Genomic DNA, 26,113 nt, shown 5'->3' on the forward strand with positions numbered 1-26,113 from the left:
AAAGGCTGTTTTTGTTGCCAACTTATGAAAGATTACATCCGTCCTATCCAACGCCTGCTGGTAGCTAACCGGGGCGAAATTGCCATCCGTATCATGCGGGCTGCCACCGAGTTGGGCATCACTACCGTGGCCGTCTACACCTACGAAGACCGCTATTCGCTGCACCGGTATAAGGCCGACGAAGCCTACCAGATTGGGCGCGACGATGAACCACTAAAACCATATCTGGACATTGAAGGGCTGATTCTGCTGGCCAAAAGCAAAAAGATCGACGCGATCCATCCGGGCTACGGGTTCCTGTCGGAGAACGTGACCCTGGCCCGCCGCTGCCGTGAGGAGAACATCATCTTCGTTGGCCCCACCCCCGAAGCCATGGAGGCGCTGGGCGATAAAGTACGGGCTAAAAACCTGGCTACGACAGCAGGCGTCCCCCTCATCCCCGACTCGCGGGAAGAGAACATGTCGCCGGAATTTGCCGCACAGGAAGCAGCCCGCATTGGTTTTCCGGTTATGGTGAAAGCCGCTGCCGGTGGAGGTGGCCGGGGTATGCGCGTAGTGCGCGAAGCCGAGGCGTTTGAGAAGGCCTTCACCGAAGCCAAAAATGAAGCCAAGAATGCCTTCGGCGATGATACAATCTTTCTCGAAAAATTCGTCGAAAATCCAAAACACATTGAAGTTCAGTTACTTGGCGACACCCATGGCAACCTGATTCACCTCTACGAACGCGATTGCTCGGTGCAGCGGCGGTTTCAGAAGGTAGTAGAAGTGGCCCCGTCGTTTGGGCTACGGCAGGAAACCCGCGAACAACTTTATGCCTACGCCCTGAAAATTGGTAAGGCCGCGGGCTACAGCAATGCGGGGACTGTAGAGTTTTTGGTCGACAAGGAAGAGAAAATTTACTTCATCGAAGTGAACCCCCGCATTCAGGTCGAGCACACGATCACGGAGGAAGTAACGGGCATTGACCTGGTGCGGACGCAGATTCTGATTGCCATGGGCTATAAGCTCTCCGACAACGGCATTTACATCAACCATCAGGATGAGGTGCCGCTCAACGGCTACGCCATTCAATGCCGGATCACCACCGAGGACCCCGCCAACGGCTTCAAACCCGATTTTGGCACCATTATCGCCTACCGCAACGCTGCCGGTTTCGGTATTCGCCTCGACGAAGGCAGCAGCTATCCCGGCGTGAAAATTTCGCCCTATTTCGATTCTATGATCGTGAAGGTATCGGCGCGGGGGCGTACGCTGCGTGGAGCCACCCAACGACTGCAGCGGGCGCTGGTTGAGTTCCGCATCCGGGGCGTAAAAACCAACATTCCGTTTTTGATGAACGTCATCGACCACCCCGTATTTAAGCGGGGTGAGGCGCGGGTGTCATTCATTGAAAGCCACCCCGAACTTTTCAAACTCCGCAAGCCGCAGGACCGCTCCACAAAAGTACTGCGCTACCTCGGCGAGGTGATCGTAAACGGCAACCCGGAAGTAAAAAAGACGGACAACAGCAAGGTATTCCGTACACCTGTCGTACCCGTTTTCGATCCTTATGCCCCCTACCCCTATGGCAACCGTAACCGTTTGAGCGACCTGGGTCGCGAGGGATTTGCCGCCTGGGTGAAGGAACAAAAGCAGGTACTCTATACCGACACCACCTTCCGCGACGGCCACCAATCGTTGCTGGCTACGCGGGTGCGAACCCAGGATTTGCAGCGCGTGGCCGAAGGCTTCGCTAAGGCGCATCCCGAACTGTTTTCAATGGAAGTCTGGGGCGGCGCGACATTCGACGTGTCGATGCGGTTTTTGTACGAAAGTCCCTGGAAACGACTGGAAGCCCTGCGCGAAGCCATGCCCAATATGCTCTTGCAGATGCTGTTTCGGGGGTCCAACGCGGTGGGTTACTCAGCCTACCCGGACAACCTGATCGAGAAATTTGTGGAGAAATCGGCCGAAACGGGCATCGACGTATTCCGCATCTTCGACTCGCTCAACTGGGTTGAAGCCATGAAAGTGAGCATCCGCGCCGTGCGTGAACGTACCAGCGCCATTGCCGAAGCCGCCATTTGTTACACCGGCATCGACGAGAAATATACCCTCCAATATTACCTCGACATGGCCCGGCAGCTGGAAGACGAAGGGTCGCACCTGCTGTGTATCAAAGACATGGCGGGCCTACTTAAACCACTGGATGCCAGCTTGCTAGTGGACGAGTTGAAAATGGCGCTGAGCATTCCCGTTCACCTGCATACGCACGACACGGCTGGTATTCAGGCGGCTACGTACCTGAAAGCTATTGATGCGGGCGTTGACATTGTAGACTGTGCGTTGGGAGCGTTATCGGGTCTGACATCGCAGCCAAACTTTAATTCGGTAGTGGCGATGATGCAGGGTCATGAGCGCGAATGCCCCGTTGATCTGCCGTCGCTCAATGCCTATTCCAACTATTGGGAAGATGTGCGTGAGTACTACTATCCGTTTGAAAGCGGCATGAAAGCAGGCAGCGCAGAAGTCTACGAAAACGAGATTCCCGGTGGGCAGTATTCCAACCTCAAACCACAGGCCATCGCCACCGGGCTCGGCGATAGGTTTGAGTTGCTGAAGAAGAACTATTCCGTTGCCAATCAGCTCTTTGGTAACATCGTGAAGGTGACGCCCTCGTCAAAAGTGGTGGGCGATATGGCCATTTTCATGACCGCCAATAACCTCACCGCCGACGACGTACTGGAGCGCGGCGAGGAGTTGTCATTTCCTGAATCGGTGAAAGAGCTGATGAAAGGCATCCTGGGTCAGCCATACGGCGGTTTCCCGGAAAACATCCAGAAAGCGGTTTTAAAAGGCGAAGAGCCCATCACCGGTCGCCCCAACGAACACCTCGCCCCTATTGATTTCGACGCGGACTTTGCCCAGTTCCAGACCGCTTTTCCGCTCAATGACGGCTTCCTGGACTATTTGTCGTACAAAATGTACCCCAAGGTGTACGAGGAATACCACAAAGCGGTAGAGCAGTACGGCGACGTAAGCATCATTCCTACACCCGCCTTTTTCTATGGCCTGAAGCCCAACGAAGAGATTCTGGTGCCCATTGCCGAGGGCAAAAATATCCTTGTCCGCCTCCTGTTCATGGCCGAAGCCGATGAGTACGGCATGCGCACCATCACGTTTGAACTGAACGGCCAGGGCCGGCAGGTACGGGTACGTGACAAGGCACTAAAAGTGGAGAAAGCCCGCAACCAGAAAGTAGGAAAACCCGGCGACGTGGGGGCACCGTTGCAGGGTCGCCTCACACGGATTATGGTTAAGCCCGGCGACGTAGTAAAGAAAAATCAGCCCTTGTTTGTCATCGAGGCCATGAAGATGGAAAGCATTGTGGCCGCCCAGCAGCCCGGCACTGTCAAGCAGGTACTTTTGCCCGAAAACACCACCGTTGAGCAAGACGACTGGGTGATTGAACTTGGATAAGTTATGAGAGCATTTCCCTTGTTCAACTAAACGGTCATACACACGAAAAGCGCGAACGGCATAATCAGATAGTAAGGCAATTGCATGCTGTTTTGGCGGCGGGCAAGTTGCCAGATCATAATAGCATTGCCAAGTAAGCGCAGGGCAGGCAAATCGAGCAGGACGCCTGCGGCTTTAATTACGCCCCCTGCCAGCATGCTTACGCCGAGGTGCCCAAGGTAGTCAAGGATGTTGGCGGTGAGGCGGTTGCCCGAATGGCGGCTAATGTAGGCAAGTACCAGCCCCAACTGACCGGTCAGCGCAATCATTGCCAGTGCACTGAAATGACCAACGGCCCCAGGTCACCAACAGCAAGCGCACCATAGAACAACGTCAGAAACATGATGCGGTAGCCTATGTACAGATCGGGGTTGAGGTCCATCACATGCCAGTTTCAAACAGGGCTGTATCGCGCACAAACCGCACAAATAAGTCACAGTCAGTCTACCTATTTCGAGGAAATGCGGGTCAACAGCCGTAGCGGTTCCGTAGTAATTCTTACATTTGACCAATGCTACCTAAGCCGTTTCCCGATCTGATCAACCACCTGAGGCATCGTTTACAGCAACCTCTACCGGGCGAGGCAGCACACCAATTGATGGCCTCGTCGGCCCGGACCAAACTCGGTATTCGCCCTAATGAACGTACCCGGCGCAGTGCCGTACTGATCCTGTTCTATCCTTATCAGGATTCGATCTTTCTGCCGCTGATCCTGCGGCCCCAATACGACGGTGTACATGCCGGGCAAATGGCGTTTCCGGGTGGGCGGATGGAACGCACCGACCGCGACCTCACGCAAACAGCCCTCCGCGAGGCGCAGGAGGAAATCGGCATCCGGGTGCAGGACGTCACGGTGCTGGGGCAACTCTCAGAGCTGTTTATTCCGCCCAGCAATTTCTACGTGCAGCCCGTAGTGGGCATGCTCACAGGCCGCCCCGACTTTTATCCCGACCCCCGCGAAGTAGACGCCGTTGTGGAAGTAAACCTCAATACCCTTCTCGACGAAACCATCGTGGGCGATAGCCAGATTGAGGTGCGCGGCATTACGGTCGACGCCCCCTATTATGCCATCGAAGGTCATCGCGTGTGGGGTGCCACCGCCATGATGATCGCCGAGTTGCTGGCTGTAATAAAGTGAATAGGCTGAAACGCTTCACGTATGTGCTTTACTAGGCGCGAAGCGTTCCTGCCTGTTCACGCATTATTTCTCAAACAGCCGCCTGATCACGTCCTGCTGGTTTTTGGCGAAGATGGCGCGATCGGGTGATTCAGCGAGGAGGGTGTTGGGTGGGTAGTAGCTGTGCTGGGCGTAGCTGTCGGCGTATAGCTCAAACCGTTGGCGCGAAAGCAGGTTGGTCACGCCGGGTCGCTGCCGAAACTGGCGCAGTGCAGCCAGGTCAATGTCGGCGTTGGCTACCATGCTTTCGCCATAACCTGCCTCGGCGAGTACCAGACCGCGGTAATCAACAATCTTCGAGCCAGCGTCTACCGACCCCATGGGGAGGGCCATGCCGGTTATCCCTGCCGAGTTGGCCGACACCACATAGCCCATGTTTTCAATGGCCCGCGCCAGCTTACCCACATTTTTCTGGGTCTGCATGGGTGAGCCAATTTCGGACGTTGAGTGCAGAAAAATTTCGGCACCACGCATAGCCAGGCAACGGGCCACTTCGGGGTATAGGATCTCTTCAGATGCGATGCAGGCCAGATTACCGATGTTTGTTTTCACCACCGGAAAAATTGACTCGTAGCCGTAGGCTTCCAGGTAATACGCCCAAACGTCGTGGGGAGTGGGCGTGTTGAGCGCGTTTAGCCGACGGTAGCGCAGGATTACATCGCCACCAGGGCCAATGATAAAACTGGTCTGGAAATAGAGTTCCGTCAGGTGTGGGTCCAGTTCGTAGGCGTTGCCGGAAAAGTAAATTTTGTGCTTCTGGGCCAGCGCACCTAGGGCCTCATAAATACGACCGTCGATTTCGATAGCGGCTTTCTCGCGCCATTCTACCAGGCTTTCACTCACCGGAAAACCCGTCAGAAAGTATTCGGGCACCACCACCAGCAGGGTGTCACGGCCGGTATGAGCAATAGAGGCTTCAATCTGTTTGTCGATCCGGTCAATAGACGCCAGCATTATGGCTTCGGCCTCATCGCGGTTGGTAGCAGCATTAACGGTTTGGCAGGTTAATTGAAGGGCAAGAGCTTTATACATGTGTGTTACGGGGGGATTATACGCCGCCCAAATTACACAGTTGGGGTTGAATTCTGCGCTAACTTTCGCCCATGAACTTCATCAACGAACTCGACTTCGCCCGTCAACTCGATCAGAATGACCCCCTACGCGCCTACCAGGACCGTTTTCACATACCGCAGCGCAATGGGCAGCGCCTGCGTTACTTCTGCGGAAATTCATTGGGCCTTCAGCCAAAATCAGTTCGGGCAGCAGTAGACCATGAACTGGCCGTTTGGCAAAATCTGGCAGTAGAAGGCTGGTTTGAGCAGGATGAAGTGGTACGCAACCAGCCCTGGCTCACGATTCATGAACGCAGTAAACCCGCCCTGGCCCATATTGTGGGCGCACTGGAAACGGAAGTCTGCGCCATGAACAACCTGACAATCAACATGCATCTGCTGTTGACCTCGTTCTACCGCCCGGCGGGCCAACGCACTAAAATTCTGACCATCGGCGGCGATTTTCCGTCAGATATGTATGCTTTTGAAACACACCTCCGCGCCCGTGGCTTAAACCCCGATGAGGTATTAATTGAAGTGTTTCCTCAACCCGGTCACGATACCTGGCAACCCGCTGATCTGCTGACCGCCATTGACCAGTATGCCGACACACTGGCGCTGGTGCTCTTTAGCGGCGTGCACTATTATACAGGGCAGGTTTTCGACATGGCTGCCATTGCCCGGGCCGCCCACAACGCCGGCGCACTGGTGGGGTTCGACCTGGCACATGGGGTAGGCAACGTGCTCCTGCAACTGCACCAGTGGCAGGTTGATTTTGCCTATTGGTGTTCCTATAAATACCTCAATGCCGGACCGGGGGGCGTGTCGGGCATTTTTGTCCATGAGCGTCATCACGCCGACTCGGCTACGTTACCCCGTTTGGCTGGGTGGTGGGGGTATGACCAGCCGCAACGGTTTGCCATGACGAAGGGGTTTATGCCGATGCCCGGCGCCGATGGTTGGCAGGTAAGTACGCCCACCGTACTGGCCATGGCCACCCATGATGCCGCCGTGCAGATCACTGCCGAGGCCGGCATGAACAACCTGCGGCAAAAAAGCGAACGCCTGACTGGGTACCTCTATTACCTGCTAAACGACCTTGTGCATATCATCACGCCCAGCGACCCGGCACAACGCGGCTGTCAGTTGTCATTGCTGTTACCTGAACAGGGCAGACAGGTGTTTGACCAGCTTACTGCGGCAGGTATCATCGGCGATTGGCGCGAACCGGATTGTATCAGGTTAGCGCCCGCACCCCTCTATACGTCGTTTGAGGACGTATGGCAATTGGGCCATACACTACGCGACATCCTTGCCCGAAGGCGGTGAAGATGGCAACATTACATTGCCTCCAATGCGGCTTTTGTTCAATTCAGCCAGCGCATAATAAATTCGTTGTAGTGTTTTCTCAATCTCGATCCAGCCTTCGTCAGTGCCTAAATCGATGCCGAAGACGGTACGTTTGTCTTGCGCCATAAACGTGAGTAACGTCATACCGCTCAGAATAATCGCAGAAAAAGGCCTGCCATAGTCGGTCTGAATCAGGCTGCTCAGTTCATCAATCGTATTGCGAAGCTGCGATTCTTTTTCATCAGCATAGGGATTAGCTACGCCCGGTTGATAAGCCATAAGATCGTTTTTCAGAAAGCTCTGCGCCTGCGGATTCTCGCGCAGGAGTCTGAACTCTGTGATAACGTAATCGCAGCAGGCCTGGAAAAACTCGTCGATGGGCGCCCCTCGAAGCCGATCAACGTCGATGGGTGGCGTATCAACAACGGGTTTATACTTGTTATAATAGGCGTTGATCAGTCCGTCGATACCGCCGAAATAACGGTATATCAGTATCTTATTTACCTTGGCGTGTTGAGCTACTTTATTTATTTTGATCTGGTCGAGGCCCTCTTCGGTTAGTAGTTCATGAATGGCGTCAATTAGTCTGTTTTCGGTTTGTATACGGTCTCGAGTCATCCGATTAGAAAGGTGTGGCTTGTTTGATGAATGCTGAATTGAAAACAAACAGCGTTAATAACGCTTTGTTTTTATGATACTGTTTACTAATTAATGTTAACAAACTAGATTACAGTATATAAGTTTAATAGTATGTAACTTACTTTTGAGTTAACGTTTTTGCAAAGTAATGACCTATTCGCCAATACGTTCAAGTAGGCATTAGCGATAAAGCTATAATAATTTTGCTAAAGTTTATTTATTTTTTTATAAAACGGACGTTTTTCCGAATCCCTTCCAGTTTTGTCCGCTTTATAGCCGAACGGCGAAACAGGTTCTTGAATAATTCTTCTGTAATCTCTTCCCAGTCTGACTGATTAAAGCTGGCTAATTCGGGTGATAGCGAGAATTCAGGCGTTTGGTGGGGTTTGGCAAAGCGATTCCAGGGGCATACGTCCTGGCAGATGTCGCAGCCAAAAATCCAGTTCTCAAACTTGCCCTTCACCTCCTGTGGTATAGCTTCCTTCAGTTCAATCGTGAAGTAAGAAATACAACGGCTTCCATCTACCACATAAGGAGCCACAATGGCATCGGTTGGGCAGGCGTCGATGCAGCGGGTACAGGTACCGCAGTGATCAGTGGTGGGGCCATCAGGCTCAAGGGCCAGGTCGAGGATAAGTTCGCCGATGAAAAAGAAGCTGCCCATCTGTCGATTCAGCAGATTTGTGTGCTTGCCTACCCACCCCAATCCTGACTTAGCCGCCCACGCTTTGTCCATTACCGGAGCCGAATCAACGAAGGCCCTCCCCCCTACTTCACCAATATCTGTGTGAATAAACTGAAGCAATGACTTCAGCTTGTCTTTTAAAATGAAGTGGTAATCTGTACCATAGGCATATTTCGCAATTTTGTAGTCATCATCCCCTTCCGGCAGGCGCATTTCCGGGTCGTGACCGGGGAAATAATTCAGCAATACCGATACTACCGACTTAGCTCCATCAACCAACAGTCGGGGGTCAAGTCGCTTATCGAAATGGTTAGCCATGTAGCCCATCTGACCGTGCATATGCTGAGTGAGCCAGTTTTCAAGCCGGGGGGCCTCCTTTTCCAAAAAGTCGGCCCGGGCAATACCACAGAAATCGAAACCCAACTCGCGCGCTTTATCCTTAATTTTTTGCGCGTTACTGGCTGTAGTTACACTTGACATATCAGCAGAACAGTGCGTGTTGCTTATGGGTTTCGTTTGGAAAAGGGCAGTAGAAGCCCCATTGAGGGCTAATCACATAGTCGTCGCGACAGTTGGCAGATCAGGCATTTAACAGGTTATTTACCCAGGTTACGGCATGAGCAACAGCGTCTGTCAGCAAGGTGGTAGTTGTTGAAACAGCTACCCCTAAAAATGGCATCTGGCGTGACTTTTGTGCAGTAGCGACGGCTTTCCCTGTCAGCAGGATAACCAGAAGGTATGCCGTTGTAACCAATTTCTTACACAGTAATGAAGCCGTAAAAGCGATTTTAGCCAGAAGTATGGATAAAAAACCGTTTCTGTACAATTCTGAGCTACTTTTGCCTACGTTCAGACCTACTACTTTTTAGGGTTCAGAACTACACCAGTATTAGGCCTATAACCAGCCCTTTATGGCAGCGGAGACTGGTTAAAAGCGACTTAATGAACGGACCGTTGCCTAAATTCTTTACAGGAGCGTTTCTTGATTTAAGTTAGTGAAGTTGTATTTTGCCAACGAATCAAAAATAACTGTACGTATGCACAGACTTATCCGACTCATGGCGGGCCTCACGTTCCTCTATGCGGGTACGACGGCCACCCATGCACAGCAGGGCGACACGTTACGCCGTAACCAGGCGACGGATCGCTATGCCCCCCGTGAACGCATCTTCAATCTTGGTAAGGGAGGCTTTGCTGACACCGTTAATCGGGCCAGCTTCAAGAGCCAGTACCCCAATCTTACCGAGTTGCAGGACTGCGACACAACCTTGCAGACTTTCGCACTGGCCCGGCGTATATCGCCCTGGCGAATAGGCTTCTATGCTGGACCAGCTTTTGCGTACTGCGGATCATGGGCTAACACGTTTGGCCCAACAAAACGTGATAATTCGCTCTATAACGGCACCGGGATTAACACGACGTTCAGCGCCGACTACTTCTTCACCAAACCAGAGAAGAAATTTAAACTAGGTCTGAGTGCCGCTTTGGGCTATCAGAATTTCTACACCCGCGACGACTGGAAAACCGACTTTTTGGCCATCGCCAATACCCGCGGTATTCAAAGCGACCGGGTAACGCTCAGGAACAAACCACAGGAAGACTTTTTCCTGACTGTTGGTCCAATTTTATCCTGGGAGATTGGTCGCCGGAAAAACCCATTCCGCACGGCAACGTTTATTGAAGCTGCCGCTCGTGGTGGTCTTTACCGGACAGAGTCAGCCTTTAACGGAGCCTCAGTACCAAGCGCTGGCACAACCGCCGAGCAGATCGTTCGGATTGTTGAACCAAGCAACCGGTTGCTGCATTTTGGTGCCAACGCATCGGTGGGCGTGTTCTTCCCTATTGGCAATAGCTGGCTCCTGGGGCCTCAGGTACAGGGTTACTACACAGATTTGAACTACCTCATTATTGATGGGGGTCAGACAAACCTGCCCAATAACCTGTTTGAATTCACCCGTAAGCACGGTGGTTTCTCGGCTGGTTTGGGGGTTCGCAGAACTTTCATCCAGAAGCGTCTGATTCCGAAAGCACCAACGTTCTGCCCAACCTGCGATTCGATTCCAAGGCTGACGCTGAACTTCCGCAACGCGCCGCTTAATGGCCTCACGCTGGCAGCCGATAGTATCCCTGACAACGTTACGGCGCCAACCATCAGCTGGCGTTCAACGACGATCAACCCCAAGAACGAAACCTTTACGGCTCGTTTGTACTTCCGCCCAGACAGTGTAGGTACGCAGGCAACGGGTGACCAGATCATTGCACAGGTGGTTGATACGAAAGACACGACGCTGGCATTCCCCACGCAGTACCTGCAAAACGGCAAGCCAACCCGTGGTTTCTACTATGTAACGGTACACAACCATCAGACAGCACCCTGTGGTGATTGTATGAGCGAAGTGGCCACTACAAGCTTCGCGATACTGGGTAGCCAGCGGTCACCGCTAGACACAGTCGGCAAGCCATGCGAGTTCCGTCACCGTCTGGAGCGCCTGGAGGTATACTACCGCAACCCATACACACGTGAGGTAGCCAACATCTGCTACTGTAACGGTCAGGTTACGTCGGTGGGTGATACAACTACCCGTCTGCGTTACCGTACGCTGAACCGTCGTCTGGCAACCCAGCCGTTCGAGTTCGACACTACGGCACTGATCCTGAACATCCGCGAACTGCCAGGCGATCTGGCCCGTACGCTGCAGCAGGAGAAGTCGCAGATCGAAAGTGGCAAAGCCATCCGCTTCAAAGGTCGTCGCGTTCGTCCGCAGGTGCAGTACTTCCGTGCTGTGTTCAGCGTAACGCAACTCCCATGCAATGGCCAGCCAGAGCGTAGCGTAGGTAGCTTCAACACCGTGATCAGCGATAACACGTACTCGATCACCGACCTGAAGCCACTAAACGCCGACCAGTACCAGAAACTGATCACGCCGCCAGCCCCACGCAAAAAGGCTCGCCGGAGTGGCAACAGCGGTCGCCGCGACATGAGCTTCGGCATCGACGAAGTGAATAAGTAAGCCGCCTGTTTCGTTTATACATGCAAAAAGGGCCGGATCTGATGATCCGGCCCTTTTTGCATGTATAAACGAAACAGGAAGTGATGTGTGGTAAACGGTAAGTGGTGAGTTTGCTTACGCTGGAGTAACCCAGGTGTGTAAGCAAACTCACCACTTACCGTTTACCACGCATCACTTCCTGCCTCTCTATCACTTCTTGCTACTGAACCGTAAACGAGGCAATAGCCGTGTATTGCTGGTATCGTTCGCGGGAATTGGTCTTGGGCTTGGCAAACACGTGAAGCGTTTGTGGACCCCGGCGGGGCATCTTCACCTGCAGCTGATATGAGTCTCCGTTACGGGCAATGTTGACCGGCACAGCCGAGGCAGAAGAACTACCGCGCGGCCCCACCGAACACCAGAACCCTACGTCGCCTTCGTTAGTCAGGTTCAGCGTCACCCCATCAGCAGCCCGGAGCAGCCCCTGCTTCGGGAAATAGGGTGTGAAGCCCATTGTGAAATAGGCATCGTAATATTTAGGAAACCGGTCGAAGTCGGGTTTGCTTACCGGCCGGTTCAACAATTGCCAGCGACTGTCGAGCGGCAGGTGCTGCGCGATAAACGCCTGCGGGTCGGTCATGAAATAGAAGTCGTTGGGCTTGCCGCTCTGCGCCGTAGCACTGGCCCAGGTCAGATCAAAAAGATACCAGTCGCCGTCTAGGTAAACAGCGTTCCACTCATGGTCGATGCCGCCCGTGGGCAGTCCGGCCTGCGCGTCGCTGTGGCGCGAGTAGCCTTTGACCGTTACCGCCTGAACACCCGCCCGGACAAGCAATTGCTTAAATATTAATGAGAAACCCGTACAGACCGTACGCCGCGTTTGCAGGGCACGGTTCGCGTAGGCTATCTCCGACGCGTAGGAAGCCCCCGTGTAGGTGCTCATATCGTAGCGCACGTGCGACATAATCCAGGCGTATACCGACCGGGCTTTGGCCAGATCAGTGCGGGCCGGCGACGTCAGGTAGGTGCTTAGGCTTTGCAGGTTCTTTGCGTAGGCTTCCGGCGTGTTGCGGGCATAGGTGTCAATCACGTCAAACCGGGCCGCGTTGGCGGCAAGGTTGACAGCTACATGTTTCGGTTCGGCCCCTTTGGGAGAGAGGGCCGTGCTTCCCGTTATAAGGAAGGCGGCAAGAATGGCAGGGAGGGTGTATTTTCGCATACCTCAGTTCAATCACACATCAGATTAACCGCTATGCCCGCCATTTTATTGTTTACCCTCTACCTGCTCTTCGCCACTATGGAAACTGCCACTGCTCAACCCACCGTTTCGGCCCAATCGTCGCCTATGACCACGCTTTCGTTCCGGCTTGGGCCAGGTCAGGATTTGAAAGCTGTCCTGGACGAACTGGCGCAGAAACACCATGTTGCCGCAGGCACTCTGCTTACCTGCGTGGGCATCCTTACCGATGTGGCCCTTCGCCTGGCCAACCAGGACGGCCCTACGGTATATCAGGGGCATTTCGAGATTGTCTCGCTGGTGGGTACGCTGTCTACCAACGGTAGCCATATTCACCTGGCTGTATCTGATTCTACCGGACGAACGTTGGGCGGACACCTGATGGCCGGTTGCAAAATTTACACCACCGCCGAAATCGTTGTTGGTCTGCTGCCAGACCTTGTTTTTACCCGTGAACCTGACCCCACTTTCGGCTACAAAGAACTGGTGGTGCGAAAAAAGAAAAAGTAGGTAAAAGCATACTGCGGCCAGCCGTCAGCCGCCGCCCACTAAAGAAGTTTGTTTGCCAGTTGGGTTTGCACTATTATAGTACCTATTGCGTTAATTGCCTAACAGATAAAGACTTATGCGTTACGTAATTATACTGGCTGTTCTGCTTCTTGGAGCCTGCGCCAGCAAAAACAACACCATCCAGCCAGCCGTCACCAACACAGGTGATCCCATTTATACTGACCCCACAAGCTGGACGTCCATTCAACTCAATACGGCCTACACCATCAAATTTCCCGCCGGTTATGAAGGACCGGGAGCCGTTGGGTTTGAAGGACTCAGCTTTGGCAAGAACCGGGTTGACAAACGGGCTATGCTGAGCTACAGTTTCTGTGGTCCACTTCTCTGCAATGAATACGGCAATCCGCTGTTTGGCGGTGATCCACTCGGTGGAAAAACACCGGTCACAATGGCCTATGGTGGGCAAACACTGACCAAATCTGTTGTGCTAACGCAGGGTAACACCATCAATGGCATCTTCTATTATTCAGAAGCGCCTAAGGCAGTTGGCGTGTTGTATCTGCTCGACAGGGGGGTGTTCAAAGAATCGCTCAATGCCCAATTCGACAGTGAGGTGCAGGCCGAAGTTATCACCATCATCAAAACAATTCAGCCGAAAGTATAGCGATCGACTTCAGTATATATACCGTATTACGTCACTAGACCGCTACGGTTGAGTAGTAAACATTCCTTTTGCCTGACGGTTTATCAGGTGGTACTCTATACCATTTATATCAACCGTTATGAACACTGTACAAAGCGCCTCGTCGGCTACAATCCCGTCGCGGCCAGGACAACCCTATCCACTTGGGGCTACCGTTGACGACCAGGGCGTTAATTTCTCTATCTATTCTGAAAATGCCACAGGCGTATCGCTATGCCTGTTTTCGTCGAAGCGCGGGGAGCGCGAAACCCACCGCATCGAGCTGACCGAGAAGACCGAGAACGTCTGGCATATCTACCTCGAAGGCCTCAAGGCCGGTCAACTTTACGGCTACCGCGTCGACGGGCCGTATGCCCCCGAAGAGGGTCACTACTTCAACGCCAACAAGCTGCTGCTTGACCCCTACGCCCGCGAAATTCATGGCACCGTGGGTGGCGAAACCCATACACTTGGCTATAATTTTGAGAGTGATGCCGACGATCGTTTCATGGAAATGAGCGACGCAGACAGCGGTAAAGTGGCCCCCAAAAGTGTGGTCATCGACTCAGCCGCGTTTGACTGGGAGGACGACAAAGCGCCCCGCACCCCCATGCACAAATCGGTGGTGTATGAGATGCACGTGAAGGGATTCACCTTCCAGCACCCCACCATCGACGAAGCCATTCGGGGTAGCTATGCTGCGCTGGGCACACCCGAAGCCATTGATTATTTTAAAAAGCTGGGCATCACATCCGTGGAGTTATTGCCCGTGCATCAATTCAGTAACGAAAGCTACTGGGGCTACAACACCATCGGTTTTTTTGCTCCCCACAACGGCTACGCGTCCAGCGATAATGTGGTGCATGAGTTCAAGCAGATGGTAAAAAACCTGCACGAAGCAGGCATTGAGGTAATCCTCGACGTAGTCTATAACCATACTGCCGAAGGCAACCAGTTTGGCCCTACCCTATCGTTTAAGGGCATCGACAACCGGGTGTATTACCACACTGTACCCGACGACCCGCAGTATTACATGAACCACACGGGCACGGGCAACACCTTCAACCTGACGCATGCCCAAACGCTGCGCCTGGTGATGGACAGTCTGCGTTATTGGGTACAGGAAATGCACGTTGATGGATTCCGGTTCGACCTGGCATCGGCGTTGATTCGTAACCTTGGCGACAACGTATCGTCGTTTCTGGATACGGCCAACCAGGACCCCATTCTAAGTCAGGTGAAGCTCATTGCCGAACCCTGGGATATTGGCTCATATCATGTAGGGCAGTTCCCGGTGCGCTGGTCGGAATGGAACGGCAAATACCGCGACTGTGTACGGAAGTTCTGGAAAGGCGATGAGGGCCTTGCCCACGAGATGACCCTGCGCACCCTGGGTAGCCCCGACCTCTACGCCGATGGACGCGGACCAGGCAACAGCGTCAACTTTATTATTGCCCACGATGGCTTTACGCTCAACGATCTGGTGAGCTATAATGAGAAGCACAACGAGGCCAATGGCGAAAACAACAACGACGGCGAAAGCAACAACGAAAGCTGGAACATGGGTGCCGAAGGCCCTACCGACGATGCCGCCATTAACCAGGCCCGTGAACAGCAAAAGCGCAATTTCCTGTCGACGCTGCTGCTCAGCCAGGGCGCTCCCATGTTTATGATGGGCGACGAATATGGCCGTACGCAGCACGGCAACAACAACGGCTACAACCAAGACAGCGAGATAAGCTGGTTTAACTGGAACTGGGACGAGAAAAATCAGGCCCTGTTCGATTATACCAGTCAGCTTATTGCCCTGCGCCAAAAATACCCACTGCTGAACCGCCGGAAGTTCTACCTACAGGAAGAAATTGACTGGCTACGTCCCGATGGTCATGCCTTTACGCCCGAAGACTACGCGAACCCCGACACCCGTTGCCTGGCCCTTTGGATTGATGGCGCACGGGTAGAAGAACAGGATGAGATGGGACAGCAAATCAGCGATACCGACGAAGGTAAGAGCAAGCTACTGTGGATCATGAACAGCTACTGGGAAGAGATACCCTTCCAGCTGCCAGCTCCCCACAAATCGCGGACGCACTATGAAGTAATCGTAGATACCGCCGTCGGCGAAATCGAGTCCGGCAAACGTGTCGATGTGAAAACGCCCTTTGTCGTACCTGGCCGTAGCTCGATACTGCTGAGGATGGTGTAAGTTGATAGCATAGATATAAGAGATAAGAGCCAAGAAATAAGACTGCTGACGCACAGATACGCTTGCGTCAGCAGTCTTATTTCTTGGCTCTTGTCTCTTATATCTATGTGCCCTTCTATTCGACTAATAACACCTTCTGCGTAGTGCGTTGACCGTTGTGCAGGAGGGTGAGCAGGTAGTAGCCACGAGGCACCTCGCGGACGGGAACAGTCAGCAACTGTTGGCCTGTGGTATGGGGCTTCGTGAGTTTTAATACCGACAGGCCTGCCAGATTAGTCAGCTGTATGCTGGCATCTCCGGCCTCGGTGGCCGAAAATTTCACCGTCAGTTCGTGCTGGGCAGGAATTGGGTAAACCTGCACCCGATTGGTCGCTTCCTGCGTCAACAGCTCAACCGATGGTTCGTCCGTCGACGCCACCCGTGCGCCAGCCGTTGCCGGATACAGCCGCGTCTTTGGAATAATAGACGTACTGACACCTGGGTATGACCAGCCTAGCCGCGCTACAGCCCCTATGCCATTCTCATAGTATTCCAGGCGGATGTTGTACCGCTGACCGGCCGTCAGGGCGATACCAGCGCTATTGTCTGTAACAGGTGGGTGATCGGTCCAGTTATCAATGACCAGGTTGTTGTTTACCCACAGCCGTACCCCATCATCGGCGATGGTAGTGAAAACGTAGTTGGCCGTTACCGGGGCTTCAACCTGCCCACTCCAGCGGACCGAAAAATTATCCACGTTCACAGTAGCGGCAGGTGAACCCGTACCCCAGTCGAAGTCCACAACGGCGTCGGTGCGGTTAAGTACGGGGGAGCCAGTCAGGGACTTGTTGTTGAAATAGCTGCCCAGTAAACCCGTACCCGAATTGGTAATCACGGTTGGAGTAGAGTTGGCAGTACCCACGCGGTAGTAGGCCGAGGCGGGAATGACCTGCCTGGTAATGCCCGGCCCGCTATAACTTACCACCAGGTTTTGGCCGCCGCCGCCCTCATAATAGGGCACCATGATAGCATGCTTGCCTGCTTTCAGACCAATAGTGCCTGACCGCTCCTGCTCGGGGTGCCCACCATCATTGTCTACTACCTGCGTGGTGCCGATGTAGAGTTTACTGCCATCATCTGAAAACGTATAAAACGTATACTGACCATCGGTGGGCACCGACACATAGCCCCGAAACTGCATGCCAAAACTATCTTCCCGGTGGGGCGTGCTTAGGTTAGCCTGGTCTGTTGTGCCCATGCGAACAGGCGCGAGGTTGCCGAAATCGGGCAGATTATTACCCCAGCTACCTTCATAATAGCCATAATCGAGGCCATTTACAACATTGGCCGGATTCTCCGGATTGCGCAGGTTGGCTACTAAAGCCACCGGTGTACTGGCACCTACGCGGAAGAAAGCCGAGGCGGGTATGACCTGCTTGCCGATACCCGGGCCACTGTAGCTCACGCTTAGGGCCTTGCCCCCACCCCCCTGCAAATACGGGATGCTGATGGCGTGCCTGCCCGCTTTCAGACCAATCGTGCCTGCCCGCTCCTGCTCGGCATGACCAAAGTCATTGTTGACTACTTCGGTCGTGCCGATGTAGAGCTTGCTGCCATCGTCCGAGTAGGTGTAGAAGGTATATTGCCCGTCGGCGGGCACGTTGATGTAGCCCGTGAACTTGAGGCCAAAGTTGTCCTCCCGATTGCGCTGGCTCAGGTCGGGCTGAGCTGTTTGCCCTGACTTGACAGGACTAACCCCGTTCAACTGAGAGACCTGCCCCCACGAGCCTTCGTAGTAGCTATAGTCGAGTCCGTTTGTCGCATTAGCCGGGTTCTCCGGGTCGCGCAGGGTAGCCACGGGTGGCGGTGGTGGCGGCGGGGTGCTGCTGCCCACGCGGAAGAAAGCCGAGGCGGGTATGACCTGCTTGCCGATGCCGGGGCCGCTGTAGCTTACGCTCAGGGCCTTGCCCCCGCCCCCCTGCAAATACGGGATGCTGATGGCGTGCCTGCCCGCTTTCAATCCAATCGTACCTGAACGCTCCTGCTCGGCATGACCAAAATCGTTGTTGACTACTTCGGTCGTGCCGATGTAAAGCTTGCTGCCATCATCAGAGTTGGTATAGAAGGTGTACTGCCCATCAGTGGGCACGTTGATGTAGCCGGTGAACTTGAGGCCAAAGTTGTCCTCCCGGTTGCGCTGGCTCAGGTCGGGCTGCCCTGTTTGGCCCGACTTGACAGGAGTAACCCCATTCAGTTGAGAGACCTGCCCCCACGAGCCCTCGTAATAGTTGAAATCAAGCCCCACTACGGCGTTGGCTGGGTTTTCTGGGTCGCGAAGTGGGGCGGCGGGCGGGGGGGACCCACCATCTTTCAGCAACACCACCGACGTAAACGGGGCCAGCGTGATCTGATCAGCATAGAACGTATTACGGGCATCGCGGTAGTTGCCGTTTAGCCTAATCGTTTTATCGCTACCCGTGTCGTTGTACTCAAACCGAATGTAATCATTGGGGTTCTGCGTACTGGGATTGTACGTGATAGGGCTGTTTGACGAGCCACCATCCTGCCCGGAACGACTCTGCCAGTCGGCCAGCGGGCGGTCGGCACCAACTAGGTTACCATTTACGCCGTAGACGATGCGAATTTTGTTGTTATCCTCAAACGGACGGGCATATACGTTGCTGCTGTACTGCCCGTAATTGTTCAGGTCGTTCAGGTGCGACTCATACTTAGCTACCAACTGATCGGTAGTGCGGCTGAAGAGGATATTATTCTGGATGACGTTGTTGTTGGGCGAACATGAATTGGTGATGCTCGTCATAGACAGTTGCGCCTCTCCGTTGTTGTAGGAGGTGTTGTTTTTCACCTGCACCGACGACGATCCGTGCAAATAGATACCCAGCCCCTTACAGTTAAAGACCGAGTTTCCCGACAACTCAATATTGGTAGTGCAGTCGTCGAGATAAATACCATTGGCACCTGAATAGGCCCCACCGGGCGTACCTTCTGCCGTGCCAATGCCATTGAAGACGATATTATTCAGCAGGCGTACGCCGCTCATTCCCTGATGATTACCGTTCCATATGTATAGGCCACCCCCATCGCTTTTGGTCACGCAGAAGTTCGACACCCGGTTGCGCTGAATCGTGGTGTTGTTGGCGAAGTTGACGCCATTATAACCAATCTGATCAACCACGTTGTTCTCGATCAGCGTGTTGGCGTAGGAGGCAGACTGAAACCCGGTGTAGGTGCCATCACCGCTCTTACCTCGTCCCGGCACCAGGCCAATGCGCTGCACTGTGTTACCCCGGAAAGTGAGATTCTGGTAGCCGCCAATGGCAAACCCGTTATTGTTAACGTCCTGAATCAGGCCGTTTTCCATCAGAATGGTGTTGCCCCCTCCCTGAATTAGCACGCCATCTTCACCCGCGTTGGTCACCTCGACACCCGACACAGTGATGTTCGATCCATTGTTGATCAGTAGGTTCGTGCTCAGGGCCTGCGTTATCTCCAGGTTGCGAAGCGTGATGTTCGACACGTTGTTGAGGTTTACGGCCTCATTATTGGTCGTGGCCGTAATGGTCTGCCCGTTGGGGTTGCTGCCGTCATAAATCCGCAGCGTCTTGTTGTTGGGGTTATAGTACCACTCACCCGGTTGATCGAGGGTGGCGGGGTGATTCTGAATGAAAAACCCGAACCCGTCAGCTATGTCGTACCCACTGTTATTGTTGAGGGTCAGGCTTTTACCGTTCTGTTTGGTAATGGTGGCCCGGTCCAGAATCCATTGCACAGGCCGCACTACAGCCTCGCCCCCGGTCCAGTCTATACCGCCCAGTTCGTCCTTGCTATCCAGCCTCACCTTGCCATTGTGCCCCTGTACGGTGAGGTAGCCACGGTTAGGAGCGTCTAGGTTTGGGTAACGTCCCAGTGGAAGAGCTGAGCCGTTTTTATATACGCCCGTGGTGCGGCTACCCAGATCGATATTGGCTTGCCAGGTATTGTTTCCAATATTGGTCCAGTTGCTTACCGATACAGACCCCGCCAGCACAGGCTTCTTACCCGACCCAAACGCATCAATGACAATGGGCTGACCAGCATTGCCCGACTGACGGATCAGCAACGTACCCCGGAAGGTGTCGCCCCGCCGAAATAAAACCTGATCACCGGGCTGCAGCGTCAGGCTGTTCACCTTGTTGAGCGACTGAAACGGGTTGTCGGCAGAGCGCCCCCCGTTACCGTCGTTACCTGAGTTGGCCACGTAATAGGTAGTCTGGGCCTGTGTGGCTACGCTACTAACGAGTAGCAGTGCAGCAAACATGGCAAAGACGAAGGGGCTGATTTTTCGATGGCAGAGATGCTGATTACGTTGCACTTGGATCAAAGAAGCTTTTGGTTGGACATTTAAGTTTCGGTGGAAAATGGATAAGTATTAGTACTCTACCATTTCGGTAAACTTAGTACGCTAATCCTGTTTGATCAAATTGCCTTTTTAATTGACTGAATGGAAGGTCAATTTTTTTAGCGTTCAAAAAGGATTGGTAATCAGCCAATAGTGGCAATTTGCGTACCAGTTTTCAGCCGAAAAAAAAGGCCAAAAAAAAGTTCAGGCAATTTTAACAGCGATTTCGCGTTGAGCTAAAATACTCATATCTAAACTAATAATAATTATAGTTAAGTACCTGATACTGTTTACGTTAATATGATCAAACTTTCAACATATCAGCTACCAACTTGTGGGTCAGTAAAGTGATTTTAAGCAGACCTTAAGTATGTTGTATGGCCTGTTTTGTTACAATAAATCAATCTTTTTAGGCTTATTTATTCGTGTTTGCTCAAGGCCAGATTAATCCTATACAGTTTGGCACGACAGGCACGGCTACAAAAAAGAATGCCGCCACTCAACGTGGCGGCATCAGGAAACGAACCGGTTGTATTTATAAGGGCAATCGCTCTAATCAGTCAGCAGCACTTTACTGGTGAACCGTTTGGTACCCTCAACGCCATTAAGTAAGTACACATCCCGCATGAGCGTACGGACGGGGAGCGTAATCAGGTTTTCGCCGGGTGTAACATCATACGTAGACTGAAACACAGGCAACGCACCAACCGATACCAGTTGCAGCACAACCTGACCACCCGTAGCACTATAGTAGCGCACATGAAGCTTATCCTGGGCCGGCACGGGATACACCACCGGCTCGGGTTGATAGCTCACCTCAGGAGCAGCCAGGCGGGCACTCGAGGCGGGGTAGAGCCGGCTCTGGGGCACCAGCTGCTGGCCCTGGCCCCCATAGCTCCACTGCAACCGCGCCAGGGCCCCCACCCCACTCTCGTAGTACTCCAGGCGGATGCTGTACTTCTGACCACCCACCAGGGCCAGCCCCCCACTCGTGTTGCTGGTGGGCGGGTGGTCGTTCCAGTTGTCGATCACCAGGACGTTGTTCACCCACAGCCGCACCCCATCGTCGGCTGTGGTGGTGAAGAAGTAGCTGCCCGTCACCGGGGCCTCGACCTGCCCACTCCAGCGGACCGAGAAGTTGTCGACGTTGACGCTGGGGGCGGGGGAGCCCAGGCCCCAGTCGAAGTCGATGGTGGGGTCGGTGCGGGTGAGCACACTGGGGGCCGTCAGGGTCTTGTTGTTGAAATAGCTGCCCAGCAGGCCCGTGCCCAGGCCTGTTGCAGGCGTCGTGGGTGTAGTGCCGGTACCCACCCGGTAAAAGGCCGAGGCGGGTATGACCTGCTTGCCGATGCCGGGACCGCTGTAGCTTACGCTCAGGGCCTTGCCCCCGCCCCCCTGCAAATACGGGATGCTGATGGCGTGCCTGCCCGCTTTCAATCCAATCGTGCCTGAACGCTCCTGCTCGGCATGACCAAAATCATTGTTGACTACTTCGGTCGTGCCGATGTAGAGCTTGCTGCCATCATCCGAGTAGGTGTAGAAGGTATATTGCCCGTCGGCGGGCACGTTGATGTAGCCCGTGAACTTGAGGCCAAAGTTGTCCTCCCGATTGCGCTGGCTCAGGTCGGGCTGGCCCGTCTGGCCTGACTTGACAGGAGTAACCCCGGTCAACTCAGAGACCTGCCCCCATGAGCCTTCGTAGTAGCTATAGTCGAGCCCATTTGTCGCATTAACCGGATTTTCCGGGTCGCGCAGGGTAGCCACGGGTGGCGGCGGGGGCGGCGTGTTGATACCCACACGGTAGAAAGCCGAGGCGGGAATAACCTGCTTATTCACTCCGGGACCACTGAAGCTCACGCTCAACGCCTGACCACCAGCTCCCTGCACATAAGGAATGGTGATAGCGTGCTTACCGGCTTTCAGGCCAATGGTGCCTGAGCGCTCCTGCTCAGCATGTCCACCGTCGTTATCGACTACCTGCGTAGTACCGATATAGAGCTTGCTGCCATCGTCGGAGTTGGTATAGAAGGTGTACTGACCATCGGCGGGCACAGCCACATAACCCTGAAAACGCAGCCCATAATTACTGTCGCGGTTACGCGGACTCAGGTCTGCCTGACTTGTTTGTCCTACTTTTATGGGCGTAAGGCTGTTGAAATCAGGCAGTTGACCCCAAACCCCTTCGTAGTAGCTGTAATCTAAGCCTACGACAGCATTAGCCGGATTTTCTGGATCCCGGAGCGTAGCCACGGGTGGTGGGGGCGGCGGGGTGCTGCTGCCAACCCGATAGAACGATGCTGCCGGAATGACCTGCTTGCCGATGCCGGGGCCGCTGTAGCTCACGCTCAGGGCCTTGCCCCCGCCCCCCTGCAAATACGGGATGCTGATGGCGTGCCTGCCCGCCTTCAATCCAATCGTGCCTGAACGCTCCTGCTCGGCATGACCAAAATCATTGTTGACCACTTCGGTCGTACCGATGTAGAGCTTGCTGCCATCGTCCGAGTAGGTGTAGAAGGTATATTGCCCGTCGGCGGGCACGTTGATGTAGCCCGTGAACTTGAGGCCAAAGTTGTCCTCCCGGTTGCGCTGGCTCAGGTCGGGCTGAGCTGTCTGCCCTGACTTGACAGGAGTAACCCCGGTCAACTCAGAGACCTGGCTCCAGGCCCCTTCATAATAGCTGTAATCCAAGCCTACTACGGCGTTGGCCGGGTTCTCCGGGTCGCGCAGGATAGTCACGGGGGGCGGCGGCGGGGGTGTAGCGCTGTTGTCTTTGAACAGCACTACCGACGTGAAAGGCGTTAGCGTGACCTGGTTGGCGTACACCTTGTTACGACCGTCGCGGTAAGTACCGCCCAGCGAAACGGTCTTATCGCTGTTGGTGTCGTTGTATTCCAGCCGAATGAAATCGTCAGGATTTTGGGCCGTGCGCGTGGCGGGCTGCAGTTGTACGTTGTCGACCCACAGTGTCTGGCCATCTTCGGTCACCTGCATCGCCACAATGGCGTCGGCTTCGTTGGCATTACCCGTGTACGAGAGTTCGTAGTGCTGCCGGGTGTTGCTCACCAGAACCACCGACCGGGCATCCAGGTCGTTGTATGAGCCGGTTTTTTGCCGGAGGAACACCTCCACCCGCTTAGCGCTTCCCGACGCGACGGCGTCGAACGTCAGCAGATAAACCTGGTTCTGGCTGATCGACCCAACGCTTTTTGAAGCCAGCAGGTATGAGTTGGCCTGGCCTGAACCAGTCGGAAAACCAATACTCAAGCTACCTCCGTCGAGGCGATTGCCGTTATCCCAATTGACCCGTCCGTTGCCATAGGGGCTCCACACGTCCCAGCCTTCGTTGTTGCCACCAAAGGTGCTGTTCAGTTTAAGCTGGCCGCTTCCCGTTACCACAAAAGGTTTGTAGGTGATTGGGCTGTTGAGCGAATTAGGATCTTTACCGTACTGACTTTGCCACTGCCCCAACGATAAGTCGGCGCCGGTAACACCCGATCCGGCATTATACGCAATCCGGAGTTTGAACTGGTCGTCGAATGGTCGGGCATACACGTTGTTGTCGAACTGTCCGTAGTTGCGCAGGTCGTTGAGGTGCGACTCGAACTTGGTGACAAACTGGCTTGGCAGGCGGCTCACCAGAATGTTGTTCTGAATGTTGTTGTTGCTCGGTGAACACCCATCGCTACGGCTGTTGACGGCTAGTTGCGCCTCGCCGTTGTTGTAGGCCGTGTTGTTGAAAAACTGCGCGGTGATGGCCCCGTGCAGGAAAAAACCCAGCCCCCGGCAGTTGAAGGCCGTATTGTCGCGGATATCTACGTTGGTGGTGCAGTCGTCGAGGAAGAAACCGTTGGCTCCCGAATAGTTGCCACCCGGCGTGCCCTCTGGTGCCCCAATGCCATTGAACGAGATGTTGTTCAGAATATGCACATTGTTCATGGGCTGCCGGGTACCATTCCAGATGTAGAAACCACCGCCGTCGCTTTTGGTGAGGCAGAAATTCGATACCCGGTTGCGCCGTAATGTGGTCCCTTCCGTGAAATTGATGCCGTTATAACCAATCTGATCCACCACGTTGTTTTCCACGGTCACGTTGTTGGTCGAGACAGCGTTGAACCCTATGTATGTACCATCGCCGGTTTTGCCGCGGCCCGGCACCAGCCCTACGCGCTGAAGGGTATTGTTCCGAAACGTAAAGTTTTGATAACCGCTGATGTTGACCCCGTTGTTGTTGACTTCATCAATAAAGCTACCCTCCACCAGAACCGTGTTTCCACTGCCCCGCGCCGTCAGTCCGTCTTCGCCCGCCTGGGTGATATCGACGCCTGAAATGGTGATGCCCGTGCCGTTTTCGATCAGCATATTGGTGTTGATCGCCTGCGTAACGGCCACGTTTCGTACTGTCACGTTGCTGACGCTGTTGATACGAACACTCTCCGTATAGGCCGTAGCCGTAATGGTTTGTCCGTTGGGATCTGAATCACTGTACAGTAGCAGGGTTTTGTTGCCGGGGTTGTAGTACCACTCACCGGTCTGGTCGAGGGTAGCGGGGTGGTTCTGAATAAAGTAGCCCCATCCGTCGCTGAAATTATAAGAGCCCGATTCGTTGGCATAAAACGTATTCCCGTTCTGGCTGTTAATTACGCTCCGATTCATAATCCACTGCACCGGCCGGTCTACCACTTCACCACCCGTAAAGTTGGCTGGCACGTTTTCAACGCTCGTGAACTGCGAGGTGCCGCTATGCGACTGAATGGTGAGGTAACCCCGGTTGGGTGCGTTCAGGTTGGGGTAACGTCCCAGCGGCAGGGTCGTACCGTTTCGGTACACACCCGTTACCTGGCCACCCAGAAAGGGTACGCTGGCCTGCCAAAGATTACTCCCTACGCTGTTCCAGCTACTCACGGGCAACGACCCCGCCAGCACGGGTTTGTTGCCCGACCCGAAAGCATCAATGACAATGGGCTGAGCCGAACTGCCCGACTGACGAATCTGCAAGGTGCCCCGGAAGGTGTCGCCCCGCCGAAACAGGACCTGATCGCCCGCCTGCAATGTCAGGCCGTTTACTTTGCCGATGGATTGAAACGGCGAGCCTGCCGAGCGGCCATCGTTATTATCGCTGCCGTTGCTGGCTACGTAGTAGGTCGTTTGACCAAGAGCAGCTGAGCTACAAACAAGCAGCATGGCAGCTACTACGAAAAAAAATGAGGTACAGTTTTTTCGATGACGGAGTTGCTGATTGTGATACACTTGAATCAGATGGATGTTTAGTTGGACACTTATGGACGTTACGGATTGAGCAATAATACTCTATTATTCCTATAAACATAGTAACTTATCTCCAGCCGATCAAGCTGCCTTTTAGCAGGAACCAGCAGACGCGGTTAGCTTATGTCAGCACTAACCGTTTGGCAATCAATGCCCATTAACAGGTTGCACGCAGTTTTTAACCGTAACAGACACACGAAAAATCAGCGCAGTTTTAATGTTAACTTTGTGTTATGTCAAAATATTTACAGTATAACCTACAATAATTATATCCCTATTTACACTTATGTCAGGCCTGAATGGATCAGTTTGCTAATGTTCCTATCCGGTTAACAGGTTGTACACTAGTGGTTTGGTTACACGCTGGTGGCGATGAATAAGACGGGCCATACAGGTCACAAAAAGAGAAGCCACTGCTGATAGCAGTGGCTTCTCTTTTTGTGA

General features: G+C 53.8%; 14 protein-coding genes. 7 read left to right on the forward strand and 7 right to left on the reverse strand.

Translation table 11 applies throughout. The annotated features are described in order from the left end of the window. Positions 1 to 24 precede the first annotated feature (24 nt). The gene (locus J2I47_RS24200) at positions 25 to 3,459 is read left to right on the forward strand and encodes a pyruvate carboxylase (RefSeq protein ID WP_207367199.1); all 3,435 of its coding nucleotides are present in this window, start codon (positions 25 to 27) and stop codon (positions 3,457 to 3,459) included. 26 nt (positions 3,460 to 3,485) lie between these two features. Here the strand turns inward: J2I47_RS24200 and J2I47_RS24205 are convergent, their stop codons facing one another. Beyond that, positions 3,486 to 3,767 carry a hypothetical protein gene (locus J2I47_RS24205; RefSeq protein ID WP_207367200.1) on the reverse strand — a complete coding sequence of 94 codons (282 nt, stop codon included), beginning with the start codon at positions 3,765 to 3,767 and terminating at the stop codon, positions 3,486 to 3,488. A gap of 242 nt (positions 3,768 to 4,009) precedes the next feature. Here J2I47_RS24205 and J2I47_RS24210 point away from each other — a divergent pair, with 242 nt between their 5' ends. Beyond that, positions 4,010 to 4,636, forward strand: a complete 627-nt coding sequence (locus tag J2I47_RS24210; protein ID WP_207367201.1) for an NUDIX hydrolase — start codon at positions 4,010 to 4,012, stop codon at positions 4,634 to 4,636. Positions 4,637 to 4,699: 63 nt separating this feature from the next. Here the strand turns inward: J2I47_RS24210 and J2I47_RS24215 are convergent, their stop codons facing one another. Then, on the reverse strand, positions 4,700 to 5,707 hold the full coding sequence (locus tag J2I47_RS24215) for a nitrilase-related carbon-nitrogen hydrolase (protein ID WP_207367202.1): 1,008 nt from the start codon (positions 5,705 to 5,707) through the stop codon (positions 4,700 to 4,702). 71 nt (positions 5,708 to 5,778) lie between these two features. On the opposite strand from J2I47_RS24215, the gene kynU reads away from it, so the two are divergent. Then, a complete protein-coding gene (kynU, locus tag J2I47_RS24220; protein ID WP_207367203.1) occupies positions 5,779 to 7,056 on the forward strand; it encodes a kynureninase in 1,278 nt (425 codons plus the stop codon). Here kynU and J2I47_RS24225 read toward each other — a convergent pair. Next, on the reverse strand, positions 7,027 to 7,695 hold the full coding sequence (locus J2I47_RS24225) for a TetR/AcrR family transcriptional regulator (RefSeq protein WP_207367204.1): 669 nt from the start codon (positions 7,693 to 7,695) through the stop codon (positions 7,027 to 7,029). The genes kynU and J2I47_RS24225 overlap by 30 nt on opposite strands. A gap of 238 nt (positions 7,696 to 7,933) precedes the next feature. Then, entirely contained in the window at positions 7,934 to 8,881 is a 948-nt protein-coding gene (gene queG / locus J2I47_RS24230) for a tRNA epoxyqueuosine(34) reductase QueG (RefSeq protein ID WP_207367205.1), read from the reverse strand. A 557-nt stretch (positions 8,882 to 9,438) separates the two neighbouring features. Between queG and J2I47_RS24235 the strand changes: the two genes are divergently transcribed. After that, a complete protein-coding gene (locus tag J2I47_RS24235; protein WP_207367206.1) occupies positions 9,439 to 11,412 on the forward strand; it encodes a hypothetical protein in 1,974 nt (657 codons plus the stop codon). 199 nt (positions 11,413 to 11,611) lie between these two features. On the opposite strand, the gene J2I47_RS24240 is transcribed toward J2I47_RS24235, so the two are convergent. Further along, positions 11,612 to 12,610, reverse strand: coding sequence for a transglutaminase domain-containing protein (locus J2I47_RS24240; RefSeq protein WP_207367207.1), 999 nt, complete (start codon positions 12,608 to 12,610; stop codon positions 11,612 to 11,614). Between the two features lie 33 nt (positions 12,611 to 12,643). Between J2I47_RS24240 and J2I47_RS24245 the strand changes: the two genes are divergently transcribed. The 3 genes from J2I47_RS24245 (at position 12,644) to glgX (ending at position 16,026) form a co-directional block, all read left to right on the forward strand. Beyond that, positions 12,644 to 13,138, forward strand: coding sequence for a PPC domain-containing DNA-binding protein (locus J2I47_RS24245; protein WP_207367208.1), 495 nt, complete (start codon positions 12,644 to 12,646; stop codon positions 13,136 to 13,138). A gap of 115 nt (positions 13,139 to 13,253) precedes the next feature. Continuing rightward, positions 13,254 to 13,802 carry a hypothetical protein gene (locus tag J2I47_RS24250; protein WP_207367209.1) on the forward strand — a complete coding sequence of 183 codons (549 nt, stop codon included), beginning with the start codon at positions 13,254 to 13,256 and terminating at the stop codon, positions 13,800 to 13,802. Between the two features lie 118 nt (positions 13,803 to 13,920). Continuing rightward, positions 13,921 to 16,026 (forward strand): glycogen debranching protein GlgX, encoded by a 2,106-nt coding sequence (gene glgX / locus J2I47_RS24255; RefSeq protein WP_207367210.1) that lies wholly within the window; start codon positions 13,921 to 13,923, stop codon positions 16,024 to 16,026. A gap of 115 nt (positions 16,027 to 16,141) precedes the next feature. Here glgX and J2I47_RS24260 read toward each other — a convergent pair whose 3' ends face one another. Beyond that, positions 16,142 to 20,377, reverse strand: a complete 4,236-nt coding sequence (locus J2I47_RS24260) for a PA14 domain-containing protein (protein ID WP_310587739.1) — start codon at positions 20,375 to 20,377, stop codon at positions 16,142 to 16,144. A gap of 579 nt (positions 20,378 to 20,956) precedes the next feature. Beyond that, positions 20,957 to 25,585 carry a PA14 domain-containing protein gene (locus J2I47_RS24265; RefSeq protein WP_207367212.1) on the reverse strand — a complete coding sequence of 1,543 codons (4,629 nt, stop codon included), beginning with the start codon at positions 25,583 to 25,585 and terminating at the stop codon, positions 20,957 to 20,959. Positions 25,586 to 26,113 lie beyond the last annotated feature (528 nt).

It is taken from the genome of Fibrella rubiginis (genome assembly GCF_017353185.1).
Lineage (GTDB): Bacteria > Bacteroidota > Bacteroidia > Cytophagales > Spirosomataceae > Fibrella > Fibrella rubiginis.